The sequence below is a fragment of the Microvirga sp. BF8 genome, assembly GCF_059888585.1.
In genome coordinates this window covers 495318-517911 of sequence record NZ_CM187619.1, presented here as the reverse complement: position 1 = coordinate 517911, position 22594 = coordinate 495318, and the positions used below count along the sequence as shown (strand labels likewise).

The 22594-nt window shown below is 63.0% G+C and carries 16 protein-coding genes; 7 read left to right on the top strand and 9 right to left on the bottom strand.

Annotation, left to right across the window (positions count from 1 at the left end; translation table 11 throughout):
* Positions 1-19 precede the first annotated feature (19 nt).
* The 4 genes from AC522E_RS02365 (at position 20) to AC522E_RS02350 (ending at position 7930) form a co-directional block, all read left to right on the top strand.
* Entirely contained in the window at positions 20-2005 is a 1986-nt protein-coding gene (locus AC522E_RS02365; RefSeq protein ID WP_500748804.1) for an autotransporter assembly complex protein TamA, read from the top strand.
* An 8-nt stretch (positions 2006-2013) separates the two neighbouring features.
* Entirely contained in the window at positions 2014-6297 is a 4284-nt protein-coding gene (locus tag AC522E_RS02360; RefSeq protein ID WP_500748803.1) for a translocation/assembly module TamB domain-containing protein, read from the top strand.
* A gap of 124 nt (positions 6298-6421) precedes the next feature.
* Positions 6422-7312 carry a LysR family transcriptional regulator gene (locus tag AC522E_RS02355; protein WP_500748802.1) on the top strand — a complete coding sequence of 297 codons (891 nt, stop codon included), beginning with the start codon at positions 6422-6424 and terminating at the stop codon, positions 7310-7312.
* A 252-nt stretch (positions 7313-7564) separates the two neighbouring features.
* Complete coding sequence (locus AC522E_RS02350) at positions 7565-7930, top strand: ComEA family DNA-binding protein (RefSeq protein ID WP_500748801.1); 366 nt, start codon at positions 7565-7567, stop codon at positions 7928-7930.
* A 56-nt stretch (positions 7931-7986) separates the two neighbouring features.
* On the opposite strand, the gene AC522E_RS02345 is transcribed toward AC522E_RS02350, so the two are convergent.
* The 4 genes from AC522E_RS02345 to AC522E_RS02330 form a co-directional block, all read right to left on the bottom strand.
* Entirely contained in the window at positions 7987-8529 is a 543-nt protein-coding gene (locus AC522E_RS02345; protein WP_500748800.1) for a DUF1003 domain-containing protein, read from the bottom strand.
* Positions 8530-8772: 243 nt separating this feature from the next.
* Complete coding sequence (locus AC522E_RS02340) at positions 8773-10077, bottom strand: NRAMP family divalent metal transporter (protein ID WP_500748799.1); 1305 nt, start codon at positions 10075-10077, stop codon at positions 8773-8775.
* A gap of 173 nt (positions 10078-10250) precedes the next feature.
* On the bottom strand, positions 10251-14258 hold the full coding sequence (locus AC522E_RS02335; RefSeq protein ID WP_500748798.1) for a Pls/PosA family non-ribosomal peptide synthetase: 4008 nt from the start codon (positions 14256-14258) through the stop codon (positions 10251-10253).
* Complete coding sequence (locus AC522E_RS02330) at positions 14234-15040, bottom strand: 4'-phosphopantetheinyl transferase family protein (RefSeq protein ID WP_500748797.1); 807 nt, start codon at positions 15038-15040, stop codon at positions 14234-14236. Before AC522E_RS02330 ends, AC522E_RS02335 begins: the two co-directional genes overlap by 25 nt.
* 334 nt (positions 15041-15374) lie before the next feature.
* Here AC522E_RS02330 and trhO point away from each other — a divergent pair, with 334 nt between their 5' ends.
* The 3 genes from trhO to AC522E_RS02315 all read left to right on the top strand — a co-directional run bounded on the left by trhO (position 15375) and on the right by AC522E_RS02315 (position 16872).
* The gene (gene trhO, locus AC522E_RS02325) at positions 15375-16145 is read left to right on the top strand and encodes an oxygen-dependent tRNA uridine(34) hydroxylase TrhO (protein WP_500748796.1); all 771 of its coding nucleotides are present in this window, start codon (positions 15375-15377) and stop codon (positions 16143-16145) included.
* Complete coding sequence (locus AC522E_RS02320) at positions 16138-16356, top strand: SlyX family protein (protein WP_500748795.1); 219 nt, start codon at positions 16138-16140, stop codon at positions 16354-16356. The genes trhO and AC522E_RS02320 overlap by 8 nt, the downstream gene beginning before the upstream one ends.
* A 66-nt stretch (positions 16357-16422) precedes the next feature.
* Positions 16423-16872, top strand: coding sequence for a DMT family transporter (locus tag AC522E_RS02315; RefSeq protein WP_500748794.1), 450 nt, complete (start codon positions 16423-16425; stop codon positions 16870-16872).
* Between the two features lie 30 nt (positions 16873-16902).
* Here the strand turns inward: AC522E_RS02315 and lpdA are convergent, their stop codons facing one another.
* The 5 genes from lpdA to AC522E_RS02290 form a co-directional block, all read right to left on the bottom strand.
* Positions 16903-18300, bottom strand: a complete 1398-nt coding sequence (gene lpdA / locus AC522E_RS02310; RefSeq protein WP_500748793.1) for a dihydrolipoyl dehydrogenase — start codon at positions 18298-18300, stop codon at positions 16903-16905.
* 4 nt (positions 18301-18304) lie between these two features.
* Complete coding sequence (locus tag AC522E_RS02305; protein ID WP_500748792.1) at positions 18305-19633, bottom strand: dihydrolipoamide acetyltransferase family protein; 1329 nt, start codon at positions 19631-19633, stop codon at positions 18305-18307.
* A 1-nt stretch (position 19634) separates the two neighbouring features.
* Entirely contained in the window at positions 19635-20648 is a 1014-nt protein-coding gene (locus AC522E_RS02300; protein WP_500748791.1) for an alpha-ketoacid dehydrogenase subunit beta, read from the bottom strand.
* A gap of 2 nt (positions 20649-20650) precedes the next feature.
* On the bottom strand, positions 20651-21883 hold the full coding sequence (locus tag AC522E_RS02295) for a 3-methyl-2-oxobutanoate dehydrogenase (2-methylpropanoyl-transferring) subunit alpha (protein WP_500748790.1): 1233 nt from the start codon (positions 21881-21883) through the stop codon (positions 20651-20653).
* Between the two features lie 214 nt (positions 21884-22097).
* Positions 22098-22547, bottom strand: a complete 450-nt coding sequence (locus AC522E_RS02290; RefSeq protein ID WP_500748789.1) for a sigma factor-like helix-turn-helix DNA-binding protein — start codon at positions 22545-22547, stop codon at positions 22098-22100.
* Positions 22548-22594 lie beyond the last annotated feature (47 nt).

The window sequence follows — 22594 nt, the reverse complement described above, 5'->3', positions numbered from 1 at the left end:
GGGACGCGAGGAGTCATGAATGCAGTTGTGGCCTTGGCGCGGCGCCGTCCCTGTTTCCGTTTGCTTGCTTGTCGGCGCTCTCGTTCTCTCTGGCAGTGACGCCAGAGCCTTCGATCTGTTCGGGCTTTTCGGCGGCGACGACAAGCCCCCGGCCGCCACTCCGAATTCCCTGCCCTATGTGCTGACCTTCGATATTACCGGCGACCGAAAGGCCGTCGAGCAGGCCCTGAAGAATGCGTCGGAGCTCTACCGCCTGCGCCAGGATCCTCCGCTCGAAGGCGATTCTCTGACACGGCGCGTCGAAGCGGATTTCGGACCGATGCTCGATGCCCTCTGGGGCATAGGTTATTACAATGCAACGCTGGTCTTTGATATCGGCGGGGCGGAGCTGACGATCGGCGGGACTTCGACAGCCGCCGCCCGCAGGGCTGAGACATATCGCGCTCGCGAACCGGTTCCGATCCGTGTGCTGGTCAATACGGGGCCGCTCTTCACCCTACGCCAAATCGAAGTGAACCATTCGAGAATCCGGCAACCCTTCCCCTCCCAGGAGCTGCCCAGCAGGATCATCGGGTTGAAACCTGGCGACCCGGCGCGCGCGGCGGATCTTCGCGCGGCGCGAGCTCGCGTTGTGGACTATTTCCGAAGTCAGTCGCGACCTCTGGCAAGGACCGTCTCGACGGAGCCGGTCGTCTACCATCCCGCACAGGTGATGGATGTCACCTATTCGATCGACCCCGGACCCATTGCGCCGTTCGGCGACATCACCGTGTCAGGAACGGAAAATGTCGATCCTACCGTCGTTCGGTCCTTCATCTATCTGGAGCCTGGGGATCCCTATTCTCCTGAAGCGCTTGCGGCGACACGCAAATCCGTCAGCACGATCCAGGCGCTCGGTTCCGTCAGGATTCGCGAGGCCAAGGCGCTCGATGCGCAGGGCCGCCTCCCGATCTTCGTCGAGGTTACCGAACGCAAGCCCCGCGTCATCGGCTTTTCTGCCCGGTATTCGACCATCGACGGCCCGGCGCTTCACGGCTATTGGGAGCACCGCAACCTCTTTGGAGGAGCCGAGAGATTGCGTCTCGAATCCGATCTCTTCCTTGCCCCGCGCAACGATGGAACGCGGATCAAGAGCGTCGAGGATCTCGAGCCTTCCGACACCGGCGCGCGCATCAGCGCGAGCTTCATAAAGCCGGCGCTGTGGGGGACAAGAAACGACCTCCTTCTCGACGCCCTTGTCGAACGGAACAGGACCGGTGGCGATCGATATGGCGGATATACGAGCCGCTTCGTGAATGGCACGGCTTCGATCCGCCATCGCTTCAGCGAAACGTTTTCCACTCAAGCAGGACTGCAACTGCAGAAGGGGCAGACGAGCGATGTTCTCGGTAAGATCGATTATTTCCTCGTGGGCCTTCCCGCATCTTTGACCTACGACTCCACGGATCGACCCCTTGACCCGACACGGGGCGCGAGGGTCAATGCCTCGATAACGCCTTACCCCAGCTTTCTTGGATCGACGGTCGGCATGACCGTCGGCAAGGTGGAAGCCTCCGCGTATTATTCACTCGATGAGGAATCCCGCTACATCGTCGCGGGTCGGATCGGCCTCGGCTCCATTCTCGGTGCCGACCTGGAGGACATCCCTGCCAATTTCCGCTTCTTTGCCGGCGGCGGCGGTTCCGTTCGTGGCTATCGCTATCGCAGCCTCGGGCCGCAGGGCCCGTTCGGCTACGTGGTCGGCGGACGGAGCCTTCTGGAGGCCTCCCTTGAGGCGCGGATTAAGATCACGGACACGATCGGCGTCGTTCCGTTCATCGATGCTGGCAACGCCTTTGAATCGAGCTATCCCGACTTTGGCGAGACCCTGCGCCTGTCCGCGGGGCTGGGCCTTCGCTATTATACGGCCATCGGCCCGATCCGGCTCGACATCGCGACGCCTCTCAATCCACGGCCCGGCGACAGGCCGGTCTCGCTCTATGTGAGCATTGGACAGGCATTCTGATGATGGTGATGCGCCGAGTTCTGATTCCCGTCGTCGTCCTTCTCGCAGGGGCGATGCTGCTTGCACTGACCCTCGTCTCTCGCGGCGACGAAGCGGCTGATCGCGGGTTCCTTGCGGATTTGATCTCGCGGGCGCTCTCAACACCGACGACACAGGTTTCCATCGGCGCCGTCGAAGGTGCCCTGTCGTCGGATGCAACCATTCGCAACATTACCATCGCCGATCGGGACGGTGTCTGGCTCAGGCTGGACAGCGCACGTCTCGTCTGGCGCCGTCTGGCGCTGCTGTCACGCCGACTCGAAGTGGACCGGCTCGAAATAGGAAAGCTGGAGGTGCTGCGCAGACCCCTGCCCGCGCAGGATGCCGTGCCGGATTCCGACCAGCCTCTCCTGCCGGAACTTCCGGTCCGGATTCAGATCCAGGACTTCGCGCTGCGGGAGCTTGCGCTTGGCCAACCGATCCTCGGCGTTCCAGCCCAACTCACGGCAACCGGCACTGCTTCTCTCGGCTCTCCATCTGAGGGCCTCAATTTGAGATTCGATGCCCGCCGCCTGGATGCCCCGGGCCAATTGATTGCGCGGCTGCTCTATGCCTCGGAGAACCTGCAACTTGCCCTGGCATTGGACGAACCGGAGGGCGGCATACTCGCTCGCGCAGCGAATATTCCCGGCCTGCCGCCGGTCAAGCTCGATCTTTCCGGGTCCGGAACCCTCGACGCCTTCGCCGCTCAACTGACCTTCGACGCAGGCGATACGATCGGAGCAAGGGGCCAAGCCACTATGCGGCGGAATGGCCCCGCGCGGCTTCTGAGCATCGATACCCAGGCGCGCATCGAAGGGCTTCTCCCCTCCCCCGTCGCGCCGATCTTTGCCGGGACGACGGAACTCAAGGCGCAGACATCGTTCGCTGACAGCGGCGCAGTCGATCTTTCGCAGATGTCGGTCGTCTCACAAACAGCGAGGCTCGACATATCGGGGGTTGTCACGACCGATCGTACCATCGATCTGAACGTGTCGGCCCGGGCGGTTCCCACCATGCAAGGAAAGACCGTGGCCGGCGGCGCCGAAATTCGACGGCTGGCCTTCGCCGGGAAAGTGACGGGCCCGCTGGCCTCTCCGCAGATCGCGGGCAAGCTGGACGCGGAGGACGCGAGACTGCCCGCGGGACGTCTCGGAAGTCTCACCGCAACATTCTCCGCCTCTCCTGGCGGGCCGCTTTCGGAAAAGACAACCCGCATCGCCCTTGTCGCAGACGCCACGGCGAGTGACGTGGTACTGACAGATGCCGCACTCGCAAAAGCTGTTGGTTCCAAGTTCACTCTGACTCTGCGCAGCGCCGTTTCGATGGACGGCACCGGCGATGTTCAGACGGCCCATCTGAGGACGGAAACAGCCGACGCAACCTATTCCGGCCAGGTCGGAACGCCAGACGCGAAGGGCCGGCTCCTGCTCAAGCTGCCCGATCTGTCCCGTTTCGACGCTGTCGCATCCTTGCGCCTGCGAGGTGCTGTTGACCTCGCGGCCGACACCACGGGCCTGCTCTCGAAGGGACCGACAGTTGCGGCGATCAATGGAAGCGCGACCCGGCTGGCAACAGGCATCAAGCCCGTCGACGGGCTGACGGGCGGCCGACTGGCTCTTTCGGGGACCGCACAATCGCTCACCGGAGGCTTTGGATTTCGGGATCTGGCGTTGATGGGAGCCTATGCCGATCTCCGCCTCAATGGTGATGCGACAGCCGAAAAGATCGACCTCAACATGGCGGCGCAGGTTTCCGATCTGTCGCGAGCCGACAGCCGCGTGACAGGACGTGCCACGGCGACAGCTCGGCTCACCGGCTCACTGGCCAGCATGAGTGCCGAGGCACATGGGCAACTCAACAACGCGACCGCTCTTGGCCGCCCCATCCCGCAGCTGTCCCTCGATGCCTCCATCGACGACCTGACAGGACATCCCGATGCCCGCGCAACGCTGACCGGCGAGATCGATGGCAAGCCCACGAATGGAACATTGCATGTCAGCCAAGGCTCCGAAGGCACGTGGCATCTGGATCCCCTCGATCTGCTGGTCGGCTCTGCCAGGATCACGGGCCAGCTAGAGCTCACCGCCACGAATCTTGCCGCAGGACGCCTGAAGGTCGACGCCCGGAATCTCGACGACCTCTCGCCGCTGGTCTTGACGCGTCTGTCCGGCAATCTCACCGCAATGGTGCTCCTCAGCGCCGATGACGACAAGCAGAATGCCCGCATCGACGCGACAGGCAGCCGCCTCCGGGTCTCGGATCTTGTCATCGACCGGTTCCGGGCGGATCTCTCGGTGACCGATCTTTATGCAAAGCCTGTGATCGATGGCTCGGTAGCCGTTGATCAGGCGATCATATCCGGTGAGGCGGTTTCGCAGATCCGGCTTGACGCAAAAGGCACGCCTGCGGCCAGCGACATCAGCCTGACGGCCATGGCACGGGGCTTCAACCTCACGGCCCGGGGACGCCTGGTTCCAGAGACGCCGACGCGCCTCGAGCTTGCAACATTCAGTGCGCGCCGCGACCGGAGGCAGATTTCCCTTCTTCAGCCCGCATCGCTGTCCTTCGTCAATGGAGCGGTCGTCACGCAGCGCCTTTCCCTGGGCATTGACAAAGGTGTGGTCTCTATCGAAGGGCGCGTCGGATCCGATCTCGCCCTGAGCTTCGATGCGCGATCGGTGCCCCTTGCCGCGACAGAGATTTTCGTTCCGGGCCTCGGTCTTTCCGGGACGCTCGATGGCAGCGCTCAGATCAAGGGAACGGTGGCCCGGCCGGAAGGGGCCTGGCGCCTGCAGGTAAAAGGTCTTGTCCTGCCTCAGACGCGCAATATCGGCGTTCCGCCCATCGACGTCGCGGCAGACGGGCAGCTTAGGAACGGGCAAACAACCGTCAATGCGACGGCGAAAGCCGGCAGCGCCGGCACGCTCCAAGCGAGCGGCGAGGTGCCGCTCACGGCGGACGGCAATATCAACCTCACGGTCCAGGGGCGTGTCGACATTGGCGCCGCGAACAACTACCTCTCCATTTCCGGGCGAAGCGCAACGGGAACGGCCGAGATTGACGCTCGGATCACCGGATCGATGGCCGCGCCTTCGGTCTCCGGAAATGCCATCCTTTCGCGCGGCAGTTTCGCCGATGCCGTTCAAGGCATCCGCCTTTCCGATATTCATGGCCGCTTTGCCGCCCGAGGGTCCGAAGTCACCATCGAGCAATTTGCAGCGACCACGCGCAATGGCGGCACTCTCTCTGCGACAGGACGCATCCGCATCGATCCGGCGGCAGGCTTTCCAGGAGATATCCGCATCACGGGGCAACGGGCGGAACTCGCATCCAACGACATCGTGACGACGGTCGCCGACCTGGCGCTCTCCCTGTCTGGTCCCCTGGCTCAGAATCCACGCGTCAACGGCGAGGTTCGGATCCTCTCGATGGAGGTGACGATTCCCGACGGACTCGCCGCGACGATCCGCCCTCTCGAAGGCACAAAGCACATCCGCCCAACTCCCACCGCCGCGGCCCGGCTTGCTCTCGCAGCCCGTGCCAAGGCGAGCGCGCACCGCGCGCCGCCCTTCGATGCCGTGCTTGACCTTACCGTTTCTGCGCCAAGCCGCGTCTATGTGCGGGGACGAGGGATTCAGGCAGAACTGGGAGGAGACCTGCGTCTGACGGGGACACTTGCCAATCCTATCGCCATCGGCGCTTTTGATCTGCGCAACGGTCGCTTCACCATCGTCGGAACACGCCTCGACTTCACCCGCGGCCATCTCACCTTTACCGGGGATCTGACACCCGAACTCGATTTCGCCGCCGAGACGCGGGCGGAGGACGTGACTGCACAGGTCTTCGTCACCGGATCGGCGCGGGAGCCACGGTTCACCTTTGCGTCGGACCCTGCGCTCCCGCAGGACGAAGTCCTGTCGCGGATCCTGTTCTCCAAGGCCTCGGGCGGGCTTTCTGTCGGGCAGGCGGTACAGCTTGCGCAGGTTGCGGCGCAGTTCGCCGGAGGCGGCGGCGACGACGTCTTCGAAAGCCTCCGGCGATCCCTGGGGGTCGAAGGGCTCGATCTTTCGTTTGGGGCGGACGGCGGCCCAACCATCGGGATCTCCAAGGCTCTCAGCGACCGGATCAGTGTCGGGGTCCGGGCCGGCGCGTCGGCGGAGCAAAGCGGTGTCAGCGTCGACATCGATGTCACCCGGAGGATTCGCGTGCAGGGCGAAGTCGGGGCCAATGGCAGCACCTCCCTCGGAGTCGGGGCTGAATGGGAGTATTGACGGAACGCATCTTCAGGACGGCAATCCTTTACCGGTTGCGATTTAGGCTTTCGTCTGTTTGAAGGACCACCCCGGGGATGGCGAAGCGAGCCATCGTACCGGGACGAGGAGCTGGAGGACGAGCGTGGATTGGGACAAGATCAGACTGTTCTATGAGGTTGCCGAGGCGGGCAGCTTCACCCGCGCCGGCGAACATCTGGGTCTGAACCAGTCCTCCGTCAGCCGTCAGATCAGCGCCCTGGAGCATGAACTGAAGGTTCCTCTCTTTCACCGGCACGCTCGCGGCCTCCTTCTGACCGAGCAGGGCGACGTTCTCTTTCAAGCTGCGCAGGAAATGCTCATGCGGCTGGAAACGACGCGCAGCCGGCTGACGGAGACAAGCGAGTTGCCGGCCGGCAACCTCAAGGTTACCGCTACGGTCGGATTAGGCGCCATATGGCTGGCGCAGCGGGTCGCGGAGTTCATCGAACTCTATCCGGAAGTCCATATCCAACTCATCGCCACGAATGAGGAACTCGATCTCGCCATGCGGGAGGCCGATATCGCCATCCGCCTGCGCAGGCCTGCGCAGCCCGATCTCATTCAGCGCAGGCTCTTCACGGTGCATTATCACGCCTATGCGTCCCGAGCCTATCTCGAGCGCTTCGGAGAACCAAAGACGGTGGAAGATCTGGACAACCACCGCATCGTCTGCCTCGGCGGCAGCCAGCCCCCCTTTGTCCTGGCCGTGCATCAACTCGCAATCCTGGGACGGGACTCCAAGGACCCGCGGCCCAAGCATCTCGTCGTCAACGACAGCCTGGCTCTCCGGCATGCGATCGAGTATGGCGCCGGCGTCGGCATGGCCCCCGCCTACGCCATGGAGGGCAAGCCGAACGTCGTGCAGGTCCTGCGCGACATCGAGATGCCTTCTCTGGATACGTACCTCGTTTACCCGGAAGAGATGCGCTCGGTAGCCCGTGTCCAGGTCTTTCGCGACTTTCTCGTCTCGAAGGCCCAGGGCTGGGCCTTCTAGAGCGTCTTCAGGCGAAGGAGGAACCGGCGCCTCGTCCGAAATGCGGCAGATAAAGACTCTCAGAGGCGCTTCACAACTCCAATAAGGCGCAAACGACTCTGGGATCGCCACGAGCGGGTCCCGCAGGATTCACACGGTCCCGTGTCAGGCCGGGAACGGACATTCCGCAACGTTAAGGTCCGGTTCAAACTCAGGCGCAGATCCTCCTTGGATCGGGCTGCGGAGCCCGCATGACGAGCAGGAGTGTTATCGATGCGCCTATCTCATCTTGCTGCCCTGTCGACGTTGGGCCTCTTCCTCGCGACACCGATCTTCGCACAGACGGCTGGACCGGGCACGGCGACCAAACCTCCCGTGGCAGCCGCCCCTTCGACTGCTGCGCCAGCCGCAAAGGCTGCGGTCCCGGCCTCCCCCGCCCCCGCATCGGCGCTGATCGACATCAACACCGCTCCCAAGGATCAGCTGGATAAACTTCCACAGATTGGATCGGCACGCGCCGACGCCATCATCAAGGGGCGGCCCTACAGAGCCAAAAACGAACTGGTGGACAAGAAGATCATCCCTCAGAACGCCTACGATGCGATCAAGGACAAGATCATCGCGCGCCAGAAATCGTAAGAGGGCTCCACCCGAGAAATCAGGGAGCGGGGGATGCCCCGCTCCCTGGTGGTGAACTAGATCGCCTGTCTGGCAGAAGCGGGCTTCGCATTGGAGTTCGCCGCATGGATGGCCATGAGCCGCTCCATCTGAGCCTGGAGGGAATCCATCTTGTCGCTCAGGGAGGCGATCTCCATCTCGCTTTTCAGATTGACCTCGTAGTCAAGCGCGGCGGCCAGCCTGTCCTTCGCCGCCTGTCGGTTCTGGCTCATCATGATGACCGGAGCCTGCAGGGCAGCCAGCATCGAGAGAAGCAGGTTCATGAACACGAAGGGATAGGGATCGAAGGCCCTGTCGCTCAGGAGAACGACATTGGCCAGCACCCATGCCCCGAGAAAGATTCCGAACCCGCCGATGAACCCCCAGGAGCCGCCGATGGTTGCGACCCGGTCGGCCAGGCGCTGGCCCACGGTCAGGCGATCGTCGAATTCCCGGTTCAGGTTCCGGGCCGTGTGAACGCGCCGGGCGACGCGCGCGATCACGCGGCGGTCCCGAGCATCGAGGGGAGAAAGCCCGGCGTGAAGCAGATGCTGGGCGAGGAAGCGCACTTCCGTATTCATGGCTCACCTTCCTTTCGACCGGCCGTCGCGGCCTGGTCGCAGGTGAGCCGATCAAGCGATCAGGCGTCTGCGCGAGGCCGAGACGGCGCGGTCAATCGACTGTGACTGTCGCTTGGCATGACATTCATGGTTCCTGTGAAGCCGCCCGGACTGCCGAAGCAGAACAAGGCGGATGCCATCCAAATGCGCCTCGAGGGCTATCCCGTCAAGGCCTTTCCGGGGCCGCCGCAGCGACTTTGGCCGCTATATGGCCGTCACGAGCATCCCGATCACGGCGATGGCCATCACTGCCGTCGAGACCCAGCCCCATTTCTGCAATCTCCCGCGGATCGCAAATTTTCCCATGATGTCAGGACGTGAAGCCATCAGCATCATCATCACCATGACAGGAACGGCGATGACACCGTTGAGAACCGCGCTCCAGAAGAGGGCCTTGATAGGATTGATGCCGATGAAATTCATGATCATGCCGACGAGGGTCGCGAGCGCAACCGTTGCGTAGAAGGCCTTGGCCTCCTGCCAGCGTCGCGAGAAACCGACGGGCCAGCGACGCGCCTCCCCGACCGCATAGGCTGCGGACCCGGCCAGAACGGGAACGGCCAGCAACCCTGTCCCGACAATGCCGATCGTGAATACCCAGAAAGCGAATTTTCCAGCGATAGGGCGCAGTGCCTCGGCAGCCTGAGCCGAGGTTTGGATATCGGTTATCCCATGCGCGTTGAGACCGGCTGCCGCAGTGATGAGGATCGCCAGAGCAACAAGATTGGAGAACGCCATCCCCACGATCGTGTCGATCTCGATCCGATGGAGTGCAGCCTTGCCCTGCTCCGGCGCGTCGACCAAGCCCGTGCGGTGCGGATAAGCTTCGATATCTTCCACTTCCTCGGTCGATTGCCAGAAGAAAAGATAGGGGCTGATCGTCGTACCGAGGACGGCAACGACGGTGGTGAGGTAATCCTTGCTCCAGCTGATTTCGGGTATGAGCAGGTGACGCGTCAGCTTGCTCCAGTCCACATTGACGGCGATGAGAGCGGCAAAATACGCGAAAAGCGCCAATGTCAGCCATTTGAGGACCATGACATAGCGCGCGTACTGCATAAAAACCTGCATGTAGATGCAGGCGCCTGCGAATATGAGGATATAGCCGAACCGCGGCCCCGGCAGCAGCAGATTGACGGCGTCCGCCATCGCCCCGAGGTCGGCCCCGAGATTGATGGTATTGGCGATCAGCAGGAGGATAACGATCGCCTGAAGAAGCCAGTTCGGATAGTGCATCCGCAGCACGCCGGCGATACCGTGCCCTGTCGTGCGCCCGATCCGTGCGCTGATCATCTGCGCCGCAGTCATCAGGGGAAAGCTGAAGAGCATGAGCCAGGAGAGGGTATATCCGAACTGAGCGCCCGCCTGGCTATAGGTCGCGATCCCACTTGGGTCGTCGTCGGATGCGCCCGTGATGAGACCCGGCCCCAGGGCCTGGAGGAGCCGCGACTTCCTCGCCGACTCAGTCCGGTCCAAGACCTCGGGGTCGCTCTCGTCGTCAGATGTCATCAACGGGTATCCACGCCACGCAACAGCTTAGTCACCTCGGCAGCCGGTGGGAAGCGCGTGCATCCCACCATCCCCGCATCCGCGCGATGCGAAACATATCCAGGGTCGGGACAAACGCCCAGCCGCCCCCTCATCGATTGCCGTGCAGTTGCAAACCGCCGACACCCGGAATCTCAGGCGATCTCAAGCTTCGGCGCGGAACCTGATCGGGACTCGACCCCGCGCGAGAGGACCTGCGCCGGTGAGCCGTACCACTCTCCGCCAGCCGGAATGGACTCGCCCTTCATCACGAGCGTCAGCGGGCCGAGCGTCGAGAATTTGCCGAGGTCCGTATCGTAGAGAACGGTGGAACCGGACCCGACCGCGACGCCCGTCCCCACATGGATCCGCCCGACCTTCATCAGGCGGTCCTCGTAGAGATGTGTCTGAAGACAGGCATTGGCATTGATGGCGGCATAATCATCGATCCTGACGCAGTCGAATTCGGTGATGTCCGTGGTGTCCATGTAGATGCCTTTCCCGGTCTTCGTGCCGAAGAGACGCATCGCCCATGGCAGAAACGGCGTGCCGCGGAAGTGGTCGAGGATGCCCTTGCCGGCCATGCCCCAGTACATCACCGCAACGGCCTCCGTCCGCAACGCCCACCACGACCACATAGGCCGCATGGTCGGCTTGTAGATTCCCATCAGCAGCCACTTGTAGGCAGCTGCCGTCAACAATTGCCCGACAGCGATCGCGACGCTTGCGATGACACAGAGAGTGAGCGCCATTCCCCAGTTCTTGTTGATGATCGAGGGCGCCAGCATTTCCATGCCCATCGTCGCAAAGGTGATGAAGAGGGCGGTAGGCAGCGTGATGTTGAAGCCTTCGAACAGCGCACGCGTAAGCTTCAGGTGTTTTGCCGGTTCGTAGGTGTCGGTGACGGCAGCGTTGAAGCGCTGCCGGACCGGCAGCTGGATCGGCGGAGATCCGAACCAGGTCTCGTCCGCTCCGACATTGCCACCCTCCGGCGGCTTCGACTTGACGCCGATCAGCGCGCCGTTCGCAATCGCATAGCCGGGTGGGACGACGGCATCGTTGCCGATGAAGACCCGCGATCCGGTAGTGACCGTTCCAAGGGTCATCCAGCCGCGACGCATCTCCTCGTCTCCAAGAACCACGTCATCGGCAATGAAGTTCTGGTCACCCAGATCGATGAGATCGAACCGGCCGGCGAGATTCGTGGAGATTTCGGATCCCTTGCCGATCTTGGCGCCCATGAGGCGGTACCAGGCGCGCATATAGACTGTCGCGAACAGCGAGGACAGAACGTCAAGCATGACTTCGGTCGCTAGTCCGACGACCCATTTGCGGGCGTAGAGACCCCCGTGAACGGAATACACTCCAGGCTTCAGCCGCGGCAGGACGATCCAGCGGATGGCCGCGATCAACAGCACGGTCGCGAAGATCATGATTGCCGCAGCGGGCATCGCCAGGAGCGGCATGTAATAGAGGTAGTGGATGCCGATGATCGGATTGATGACCGCATCGACCATTTCCATGAGGTGGAAGGCCGGAACGATCGGGACGAGGGCGATCGGCGGAGCGACCACGAGCATGGCGATGAAGAAGAGCGTCAGCGACAACCGCCGGGCCTTGCTCGCTTCGGCGGGAGGCGGAAGATGCGCGGGGTCGAGATCCTGGACCTTCTTCCCCGGCGATCCGCGCCAGGCCTCCCATGCACCGACCCGGGTTCCCGACGTCAACGCCGAGAGGTCGGCAAGCTCTGCACCTTCGCCGATCACCACATCGTTTTCGATAACGCAGGACGAGCCGATGGATACGTCCCGACCGATCTCGACCGGTCCGATGATCAACTCGTTGCCGACCACCCGCGCATTGGCGATTGTGACCTTTCCGCCGATGCTGGCATGATCGCCGATCGTGACGAGGTCGACGGCACCAGCATCGATCTCGGCAATCAGGGCGTCCTTTCCGACCTTGGCGCCGAGCAGCCGCAAATAGATTCGGATGGCGGGAGAGCCCTGGAACCACTTCATGTGAACAAGGCTCAGCAGCCGCTGTACGAGCCAGAGCCGATAATAATAGAGGCCCCAAAGCGGATACCGGCCCGGCTTGACGCGCCCGATGATCAGCCATTTCAATCCGATGGCGAGGAAGGTCGTGACGACGTTCACCATCATGTAGGCAACAAAGATCAGGGCCGTATCGAGAAAGACAGAGGCATCGTCGCCCGTGACCACGGAATAGCTGATGAAGATGCACAGCCACGGAGCCGACATCAGTGTCAGAAGGAACGGAAGCGCTGCCGCCTGTCCTGCACCGCACAGAAACCGGCGAAGGAGTGGCGGCGGCGTGAAGCCCGGCACGGCCTCGTCTGCCTTTTCGTCGGTGAGGCGCGTCTGCAGCCGTGCTGCGATCTCGCGCAGGGACCGGCCCGTGTAGACGTCCTGCAGGGTGATCGAGGACAGGCGATGGTTCTCGCGAACGAACGAAACAAAACGGGCGGCCAGAAGAGAATGGCCACCGAGATCGAGGAAGAAATCGGCCTCCATCGGCACGGCCTGGTTCGGGAAGACGCGCCTCGCCGCTGCGAGCAGGGCCGCTTCCGTTGACGTGGCAGGTTCGTCCTGAGCGAGCACCGTGATGGGGGCCGTCAGCGGAAGGACTTTGAGCGCCTTGCGGTCGACCTTGCCGGAAGCGGCAAGACGAGGGAGGTCGGAAACCGTCTCGAAATGCGCCGGGACCATATAGGCCGGAAGGCGTTCGTGGAGAGCCAGCCGGAGCTGGGTCGGATCGGGATCGATTCCGCGCTGCGGCAGGAGGAATGCCACGAGACGGTCGATGCCGTCCTCATCCCGCAACACGACGGCAGCCTGCGAAATGCCGGGAAAGCTCGTGAGCACGCTTTCGATTTCGCCAAGCTCGACCCGGAAGCCGCGGATCTTCACCTGGTCGTCGATGCGTCCCTGGAACACGATGCGGCCGCTCTGGTCGAGCGTTACGGCATCGCCCGAGCGATACAGCACCGGGTCGGCCTCGCTCTGTCCGAAGGGATTGGGAACGAATTTCTCCGCGGTCAGATCAGGTCGCCCGACGTAGCCCGCGGCAATTCCTGGCCCGCCGATGAGCAGCTCGCCCTGTACGCCGGGAGCAACGAGAGACATGGCCTCGTCGACGACATAGCACGAGTAGTTCGGGATCGGCCGCCCGATTGTGACCGGATCCTCGGGAACCAGTTCGGCCATGGTGGCGACGACCGTGGCCTCCGTCGGGCCGTAGCTGTTGAAAAGACGCCGTCCATTCGCGGCGAAGCGGCTGACGAGGGCGGGCGGGCAGGCCTCTCCGCCCAGGATCACGAGACGCAGCGACGGGAGATCGTCTCCCAGCATGGCCAGCAATGTCGGCACGGTGTCGATGACGGTGATTCCAGCCTCGCGCATGGAGCGCGCCAGCGCTTCCGTGTCGCTCAGCAAGTCCTTTCGCGCGACCCAGAGACAGGCGCCGGCCAGATATGGCACCCAGATCTCTTCCATCGACAGATCGAAGGCGGCGGAGCAACCTTGAAAGACGACATCGTCTTCACGAATGCCGTAGAGCGCATTGGACGCCCGCAGGAAGTGGCAGATGTTGCGATGGGTGATCGTGATCCCCTTCGGCTTTCCCGTCGAGCCGGAGGTATAGATCACATAGGCGGGATGATCCGGTGTCAGGCCGCGGGTGCGGCTGTCGGGCACCGTGCCGGATTTACTCACGGCAAGGGTTCCGGGAGCATAGGCCGGAAACCCGAGGGATACGACGCGTTCTTCCCAGCCGTCGGCAACCAGAATGCCCTTGGCGCCGACATCCTCGAGGCAGGCCGCAATCCGCTCGACGGGGACTTCGGAGTCGAAGGGAAGCCATGCTGCCCCGGATTTCGTGATGGCGATCTGCGCGGTCAGAAGATCGGACCCGCGCGGCATCCACAGGCCGACCACGTCCCCGGGACCAATTCCGGCATCGACGAGCCCACTGGCGATTGCAGACGCTCTGTCGTGCAGCGTCCGGTAGGTCAGCCGGATCTCGCCGTCGATCACGGCCGGCCGGTCCGGAGAACTTTGCACTGTCGCGTCGAAAATCTCGGAAAGGACCTCGTCGCGCAGGAAGTCGGGACGGGTCAGGCCGCGGATCGGGTTGGACATGGGGAAAATGTTTCGGTTTTCTGGAAAGCAGGAAGAGGATGGGCACCAGGCAGATCGGGTCTCCCGAGCGCGATGTCGGGACCGGGCGGACCATGCCAGCAATCCGGCATCACCGTGATCTGAGAGATGGAAATGGGCTCGAAGGTAGCGACCGAGAGCACATGGTTTTCGTCGAGCCAGAACTGGCGGACGAAAGCGTCATGGATCGGCGCTGTCGCGGCCCGTGACGGGCCGACCCGGAATGTTCCATTTCGCCCGCGCCGGACTGCAATATGCCCCGGATCGATCATGACCTCGCCCGTCAGCTTGAGCGCAGCCTCCTTGATCGACCAAAGAAGCGTCTCGCCATGATCGCTCCTGTCGGACAGGAGCGGAAGGACGCGGCGATCCTCCTCCGCGACGGCCATCGGAACAGAGTGAATATCTCCCCCGTCGGCGGAAACGCCCTCGATATCGACCCCCACCTCCCGTTCATGCGAGACGGCGACCACCGTCCGGCTGCCCGCGTGGCTCATATTGAAGAACGGGCCCTGAAGGCAGATCGGCTTGCCGCCGGATGCGGACGAGAGGACAAGGCTCCCCGGGGGGCGGCCGACCTCGCGGGCGAGGACCAGACGCAGAAAACCACGGGCTATGCGATAGGACAGCCGATCCTGCTCCCGGCGAAAAGTCGCCAGACGCGCGCGTTCGGACGTTCCCGCTGCGTCATCGAACGCGGCGAGACAAGACGAGCGCGCCTGTCCCGACAAAGTCGAGGGCGCCAGTCCGTACAGAAAGATCATGGCCGAGGTGCCACTTCCTCAACGATATATGGAAGCAGGCTGGAACTTAGCTCTACTATTATGAAGGCTCGATGAACGCTGCCCCTTGCAGAAGATGTGACGCAGCTGTGGGCCGGTCGTACCAAAGTTTTCCCGGGGCGGCCAAAGATTTCGACCGGGTAAATCGCCAATTGCTGCGACAATGACACGCATCGGATCTTAAGGCTTCCTCCTGAGCCTTTTGGGTCCCCGGTCGTCGGGAACGCCGCGCCTGGTTACGTCCCAGCAGACCGGCGAGGCTCCGTCGCGATCCGGGAGGGTTTTCCGCGGCCCTTGCGGCTGGTAGATCACGACCATGATGTACAAGGTTGCCGCCCTCTATCAGTTTGCCGCCCTGCCCGACTATGCGCAGCTCAAGGAGCCGCTCCGGAGGCTCTGCGAAGCGCTCGGGTTGAAAGGGACGCTCCTTTTGGCCAGGGAAGGGATCAACGGCACGATCGCCGGCGAGGGCGCCGCCATCGACAGCCTGATTGCCGAGCTCTGCAATGGCACCTTGTTCAAGGGGCGTCTCGACAATCTCGAGCTGAAGTTCTCGTCAGCCGCGTCGATGCCCTTTCAACGTCTCAAGATCAGACTCAAGAAGGAAATCGTCACTCTGGGCGACCCTACCGTCGATCCGACGCGAAAAGTCGGCTCCTATGTGGAGGCCAATGACTGGAACAGGCTCCTGGAGGAGCCGGACGTGGTTCTGATCGATACCCGTAACGCATTCGAGGTTGCGATGGGCACTTTCGAGGGAGCCGTCGATCCGCGCATGGCACGGTTCAGCGACTTCCGGGATTTCGTGAAGCGGGAGCTCGACCCAAGACGGGACAAGAAGATCGCCATGTTCTGTACCGGCGGGATCCGGTGCGAGAAGGCGAGTGCGTTCATGCTCTCGGAAGGCTTCGAGAAGGTTTATCACCTCAGGGGCGGCATCCTGAAATACCTGGAGGACATTCCCAGAGCCGAGAGCCGGTGGAATGGTGCCTGCTTCGTTTTCGACGAGCGCATCGCACTGGGACATGGTCTGGTGGAAATGGCGGATGCGTTGGACCTACAAGCCGAGAGGCCGACCGATGAGTGATCTCGATCCGCATACCCGCATCGATGCATTGGAGATGCGCATTGCCCATCAGGACCAGATCATCGAGGACCTCAACAAGGCCATCATCGCGCAGTGGAAGCAGATCGATCGCCTGACACGCCAGATATCCGGCTTGGTCGACCGGGTCAGGGAGGCCGAGGAAAGGGCCGGAGCGGCGCCGCGGACGGAGCCTCCACCGCCGCACTACTGAGAGGCGCCGGACTTTTCCCACCTTCCGCGCATTCCTCCAATGCCGGTCTCACCAGTGAAGAAGCTCATGAATCCATCGATCCTGCTCCCTCTTCTGGGCATCGTCGCCGGCGGCGCGATGCTGGCCGCGCAGGCGCCTGTCAATGCGGCTCTTGCACGGGCGATGGGCGATCCCTTGCTTGCCGCCTGCATTTCGTTCGGAATCGGCTTTCTCATTCTTTGTGCCGTGACGGCGGCCCGCGGCGCTTGGCCGACGGGATCCGCCATCGCAGCCGCGCCATGGTGGTCATGGCTCGGCGGCCTGCTCGGCGCCTTCTACGTCGCGATCGTCATCTGGGGCGTGCCGCAACTCGGCGCTGTCAGCACGATCGCGGCCCTCGTCTTCGGGCAATTGGTCGCGGCGTTGATCCTGGACGCCACCGGCGCGTTCGGACTGCCCGTCCACGCGATGTCCTGGCCACGGCTGCTCGCGGCCGCGCTGATCTTCAGCGGCCTCATTCTCTCGCGCGCCGGCTAGGCCCTCCCGTGATCCGGGCGGATGCACGCGTCAGATGTGAATCCCGTAGCCGAGGGCCTTGAGCGCCGCTTCCTGGAAACCCTCCCCTTGCGTGGGATGGGCGTGAACGGTTCCGGCGATATCCTCGAGACGCGCTCCCATTTCAAGGGCGAGACCGAAGGCCGTAGAGAGTTCCGAGACACCCTGTCCGACAGCTTGGACGCCTAGGACGAGGTGATTGTCCGCGCGGGCGAGAACGCGCACGAAGCCCTGTTCGCCAAGCTTTGTCATGGCACGTCCGCTCGCCGAAAACGGGAAATGTCCCGTCTTGATCTCCATGCCGCTCTCACGGGCTTCATCCGGACTGAGCCCGACCGTGACGATCTCCGGATCGGTGAAGCAGACCGCGGGCATGGCCCGCTTGTCCCAGAGACGGGGATGGCCCGCGACGATCTCGGCGACCATTTCACCTTGCGCCATGGCGCGATGCGCAAGCATCGGCTCGCCGGTCACATCGCCGATGGCGTAGATTCCGCGCATCGACGTGCGGCATCTGTCGTCGATGCGGATCGAACGGCCGTCCATGTCAAGCACCAGTTGGTCGATGCCCCACCCGTCCGTCCGCGGTTTCCGGCCGACGGTGACGAGAATCTTGTCGGCGGGCAGAGCGGTATCGCGCTCCCCTGCCCTTCGGACCATCAATGCCTCGCCCGCCTCGTCCAACCCGACAGCCGACGCTTCGGTCAGGACGTCGATTCCCAGCTCGCGCAATCTGCCGACGACGGGCTTCGTCAACTCAGCATCGTATTGCGGAAGAATCCTGGCCTGCGCTTCGACGACGGTGACATGCGCGCCCATCTTCGCAAATGCCGTTCCGAGTTCGAGGCCGATATAGCCCCCGCCGACCACCACGAGCCTTTCCGGGACGTGCGAAAGCGACAGCGCCTCCGTCGAGGAAATGACCGGACCGCCGAACGGCAGGACAGGTAGCTCGACCGGCACTGATCCTGTCGCGATGACGATGTTCTCGGCGTGGATGACCTGGAGCCCGGTTTCGGTTTCGACAGCGACCGTTTTCCCGTCCCGGAATGTCCCCCGGCCCTGGACGATCTTGACCTTGGCTCTCTTGAGCAATCCGGAGACCCCGCCATTGAGCCGTCCGACGATGCCATCTTTCCACGCCACCGTTTTCGAAAGATCGAGCACGGGTTTCGAGGTCGAGATGCCGAGTGGGCTCGGATGCTTGGCCCAGTGGGCGATCTTCTCGTATTCCTCGGCCGCGTGGATCAGGGCCTTGGACGGAATGCAGCCGATATTGAGACATGTGCCACCAGGCTTGCCCGCCTCGACGATGACCGTATCGAGGCCCAGCTGACCGGCGCGGATCGCGCAGACATAGCCGCCCGGGCCCGCACCGATGACGAGCAGTTTGCAGGAAATATCCTTCATCGACTCAACTTTCTACGAAGATCAGGGCCGGGGTCTCCAGAAGCGCCTTGATGCGCTGAATGAAGACGGCCGCATCCCAACCGTCCACGACCCGATGATCGAAGCTGGACGACAGGTTCATCATTTTGCGCGGAACGAAGGATGCCCCGTCCCAGACCGGCCGCGTCATGATCTTGTTGACGCCGACGATGGCGACCTCGGGATAGTTGATGACCGGCGTCGTGACGACGCCGCCCATGGCCCCCAGGGATGTGATGGTGATGGTCGAGCCGGTCAGTTCATCCCTGGTTGCGGTTCCCGATTTCGCAGCCTCGGCCAGGCGGTTGATCTCGACGCCACAGCCCCAGAGATCCCGCGCCTCCACATGCTTGACGACAGGCACCATCAGTCCGGAACTGGTCTGAGCGGCGATGCCGACATGAACGCCGCCGTACTGGCGGACAATGCCGGCCTCGTCGTCATAGAGGGCGTTCAGGTGCGGCTGATCGGCAATGGCCTTGGCCATGGCGCGCATCAGGAATGGAAGGATGGTCAGTTTCGGCTGCTCCGGCCGTTTCTGCTGATTGAGAACGGCGCGCAGCTCTTCCAGCGCTGTTACGTCGATTTCCTCAACATAGGTAATGTGCGGGATGCGCGACTTCGCAAGCGCCATCTTCTCGGCGATCTTGCGCCGAAGCCCAATGACCTTGACCTCCTGAACGGACGTGTTCGGAACCAGTCCCGGGCCCTTCGGCGACTGGCGCCCATGAGCCATGAACTGATCGATATCCTCGTGCGTGATCCGACCGGCGGGACCCGAACCAGGCACCTGGCGCAGGTCGATGCCGGCGTCTTTCGCCCGCAATCGTACGGCAGGAGATGCCAGGGGCCTTTCGCCCTCCCCTCGTGCAACCGGCACCGAAGGACGCTGGCCCAGGTTGCTTGAGCCGGGTTCCGCAATGCGCGCCTGTGCCGGGGCAGGCGCAGCGGAAGGGCGAGGCTTCTCGGCCGGCTTTTCAACGGCGTCGACGCCGGTTCCCTCGGCCGGGACAACCGTTGCCCTCCCCGCGGACTCCGCCTTCTGCGCCGCGCCGGGACGCACGTTCCCTTCGCCCTCGACCTCCAGACGGATCAGGGGTGACCCAATGGCCACGACGTCGCCGATCCCGGCGCCGAGCCAGAGGATCTTGCCTTCCACGGGGGACGGGATCTCCACGGTCGCCTTGTCCGTCATGACGGCTGCGAGAAGCGTATCCTCCCGGACGAGGTCGCCGACCTTGACGTGCCATTCGACGAGTTCCGCCTCGGCAATCCCTTCGCCGACATCAGGCATCTTGATGACATGCTCGCCCATTTCAGCCCTCCATCGTCTCGATGAGCGCGCGCCCGACGCGCGCAGGCCCGGGGAAGTAATCCCATTCCTGCGCGTGGGGATAGGGTGTATCCCACCCCGTCACGCGCGCAATCGGCGCTTCGAGGTGGAAGAAGCAGGCTTCCTGAACCAGCGCAGCGAGTTCGGCGCCGAAACCCGATGTCAATGTCGCTTCATGCACGACCACGCAGCGCCCGGTCTTCTTGACCGAGGCGACGATGGTGTCCATGTCGAGGGGCAGCAGGGATCTCAGGTCTATGATCTCGGCGTCGATATTCCTCTCGGCGGCGGCAGCCTGAGCCACGTAGACCATTGTGCCATAGGCGAGCACGGTGATCGCGGCACCCTTGCGGACAACGGTCGCCTTGCCGAGCGGAACGGTGAAATGGCCGCTCGGCACCTCGCTGAGCTCATGTTTGGACCAGGGTGTCACGGGCCGGTCGTGGTGCCCGTCAAACGGGCCGTTATACAGACGCTTCGGCTCCAGGAAGATGACAGGATCTGGATCCTCAATCGCGGCGATCAAAAGCCCTTTTGCGTCATAAGGATTTGACGGGACCACCGTTTTCAGTCCCGACACATGGGTAAACAGGGCCTCGGGACTCTGGCTGTGGGTCTGCCCGCCGAAGATGCCGCCGCCAGTCGGCATCCGGACCACCATCGGACACGTGAACTGACCGTTGGAACGATAGCGCAGACGCGCCGCCTCCGACACGATCTGGTCATAGGCCGGATACATGTAGTCCGCGAACTGGATCTCGACGCAGGGCTTGAGGCCGTAAGACGCCATCCCGATGGCGGCTCCAACGATGCCGGACTCGCTGATCGGCGTATCGAAGCAGCGGGTTCGTCCGTACTTCTGCTGAAGTCCCTGGGTGCAGCGGAAGACACCGCCGAAATAGCCGACATCCTCCCCGAAGACCACAACGTCGTCGTCGCGCGCCATCATCACATCCATGGCATCGCGAATGGCCTCGACCATCGTCATTTTTCCCATGGTCAGACTCCGGCCTGCTGGCGCTGCTTGCGCAGATGTGGCGGCATTTCGGCATAGACGCCTTCGAACATTTCCCGTGCGGAGGGTTTTCCGCCTGCATGAAGGGTGCCGTAGCTTTCAGCTTCCTTCTGCGCCGCAATCACGGCATCGAGAATTTCCGCCTCGGCCTGCTTGTGACGCTCCTCGGACCAGACGCCGCGTCCAATCAGGTGGTTCTTCAGGCGGATGATCGGATCGCCAAGGGGCCACGCATCCGATTCGGCCTTCGGTCGGTATGCCGAAGGATCGTCGGAGGTGGAGTGGGCGCCGACCCGGTAGGTCACATACTCGATCAGGGTCGGCCCGAGATTGCGGCGTGCGCGCTCGACAGCCCATTTTGCGACGGCATGGACGGCGAGGTAATCGTTGCCGTCGACGCGGAGTGACGGCAGGCCGAAACCCAGGCCACGCGCTGCGAACGTGCCCGATCCTCCCCTGGCGATGCCTTGGAAGGTCGAAATCGCCCACTGATTGTTCACGATGTTCAGGACCACGGGCGCCTTGTAGGTCGATGCGAAGACGAGCGCGGCGTGAAAGTCGGACTCGGCCGTGGAGCCATCTCCGATCCAGGCCGCCGCAATCTTGGTGTCGTTCTTGATGGCGGAGGCCATCGCCCATCCGACGGCCTGGATGAATTGGGTCGCGAGGTTGCCCGAGATCGTGAAGAAACCATGATCCTTCGCCGAGTACATGATCGGCAGCTGGCGTCCCTTGAGAGGGTCGTGCGCGTTCGAATAGACCTGACTCATCATGTCGACCATGGAATAGCCGCCGGCGATCAGGAGCCCGGCCTGGCGATAGGTCGGAAAGTTCATGTCGCCGTCGGCGAGCGCCTTGCGGAACGCACAGCTGATGGCCTCCTCGCCGAGATGCTGCATGTAGAACGACGTCTTGCCCTGCCTCTGGGCTGTCACCATGCGCGCGTCGAAAGCGCGGAGTGTCATCATGTGCCGCATGCCGTCGAGAAGCTCCTCATCGCTAAGCAGGCCCGCCCAGGGCCCAACGGCCTCACCGTTGCGGTTGAGGACCCGGATGATGGAATAGGCCAGGTCACGAATGCTCTCAGGGTCTGCATCGACGTCTGGCCGCGGCACGGCGCCGGCCTTGGGAATCTTCACATTGGAAAAGTCCGGCGCTCCTCCCGGGCGAACGGCCGGTTCCGGAACGTGCAGGGTCAGCGGCTCATATGTTGTCATGGATCTCAAGCTCTCCCCGGGAAAACTAGGAGCGGAATGGACTTTTGCCACAGGCGAAGGCGGGAGCGGGACGAGGGGCCGGACCCGATCTTACGCATGCGAGCCAAGGGGCCGCCAGCCCGAAGCATCTCCGGCGCCAGGGATGATGTCGCGCGAGATCGGCCAGCCGTGCAAGCTGTCCGATGGGCTAAGGTGATATGGCTGCCGTCCGCCGCTAGAGGTCGCCCAGGGCGAGCTGCTCCTGCTGGCTGCGGCGGGACTTCCTGGTCGTCTTTCGTCCGTTGGAGAGGGGCAAGGCCACAGGCGGCCGCAGCTTCGGATCCGAACGCTTCTCGGCAAGGCGGGCCTTCGCCCTGTCCCGGGCGACCGCCTCGGGCGCCAGCGGATCGTCGTGCAGCCACTTTCCCCGCTTGATGACTTCATTGACCCGGCCCTGATTGACTCCGAGTTTGAAGGCAATCTCCTGCTGCGTCATTTCCGTGGTCGCGTGTAGCTCGAGGATCTGCCTGGCAAGATCGGGAGTCATTTTCCGTCCCGCGATGCGCCGTGCCGGCGAAATCGTCCGCGTGACCCGGTCGCGCTCACGCAGTTTCTCCAGGATTGCGAGGGCCATGTGCATCCCCTGTTCCCGGAGCGCATCCTCGAATTCCTTGAGCGTGGTCACCGGCTCACTCCTGCGAATGTTTCCGAGAACGCATTGTCGGGCGCAAA

What these genes read in the sequence shown, in the direction of transcription:
- AC522E_RS02365 (WP_500748804.1), top strand. Translation starts at nt 20, where the DNA reads ATGCAGTTGTGGCCTTGGCGCGGCGCCGTCCCTGTTTCCGTTTGCTTG.
- AC522E_RS02360 (WP_500748803.1), top strand. Translation starts at nt 2,014, where the DNA reads ATGCGCCGAGTTCTGATTCCCGTCGTCGTCCTTCTCGCAGGGGCGATG.
- AC522E_RS02350 (WP_500748801.1), top strand. Translation starts at nt 7,565, where the DNA reads ATGCGCCTATCTCATCTTGCTGCCCTGTCGACGTTGGGCCTCTTCCTC.
- AC522E_RS02345 (WP_500748800.1), bottom strand. Translation starts at nt 8,529, where the DNA reads ATGAATACGGAAGTGCGCTTCCTCGCCCAGCATCTGCTTCACGCCGGG.
- AC522E_RS02340 (WP_500748799.1), bottom strand. Translation starts at nt 10,077, where the DNA reads ATGACATCTGACGACGAGAGCGACCCCGAGGTCTTGGACCGGACTGAG.
- AC522E_RS02335 (WP_500748798.1), bottom strand. Translation starts at nt 14,258, where the DNA reads ATGTCCAACCCGATCCGCGGCCTGACCCGTCCCGACTTCCTGCGCGAC.
- AC522E_RS02330 (WP_500748797.1), bottom strand. Translation starts at nt 15,040, where the DNA reads ATGATCTTTCTGTACGGACTGGCGCCCTCGACTTTGTCGGGACAGGCG.
- trhO (WP_500748796.1), top strand. Translation starts at nt 15,375, where the DNA reads ATGATGTACAAGGTTGCCGCCCTCTATCAGTTTGCCGCCCTGCCCGAC.
- AC522E_RS02320 (WP_500748795.1), top strand. Translation starts at nt 16,138, where the DNA reads ATGAGTGATCTCGATCCGCATACCCGCATCGATGCATTGGAGATGCGC.
- AC522E_RS02315 (WP_500748794.1), top strand. Translation starts at nt 16,423, where the DNA reads ATGAATCCATCGATCCTGCTCCCTCTTCTGGGCATCGTCGCCGGCGGC.
- lpdA (WP_500748793.1), bottom strand. Translation starts at nt 18,300, where the DNA reads ATGAAGGATATTTCCTGCAAACTGCTCGTCATCGGTGCGGGCCCGGGC.
- AC522E_RS02305 (WP_500748792.1), bottom strand. Translation starts at nt 19,633, where the DNA reads ATGGGCGAGCATGTCATCAAGATGCCTGATGTCGGCGAAGGGATTGCC.
- AC522E_RS02300 (WP_500748791.1), bottom strand. Translation starts at nt 20,648, where the DNA reads ATGGGAAAAATGACGATGGTCGAGGCCATTCGCGATGCCATGGATGTG.
- AC522E_RS02295 (WP_500748790.1), bottom strand. Translation starts at nt 21,883, where the DNA reads ATGACAACATATGAGCCGCTGACCCTGCACGTTCCGGAACCGGCCGTT.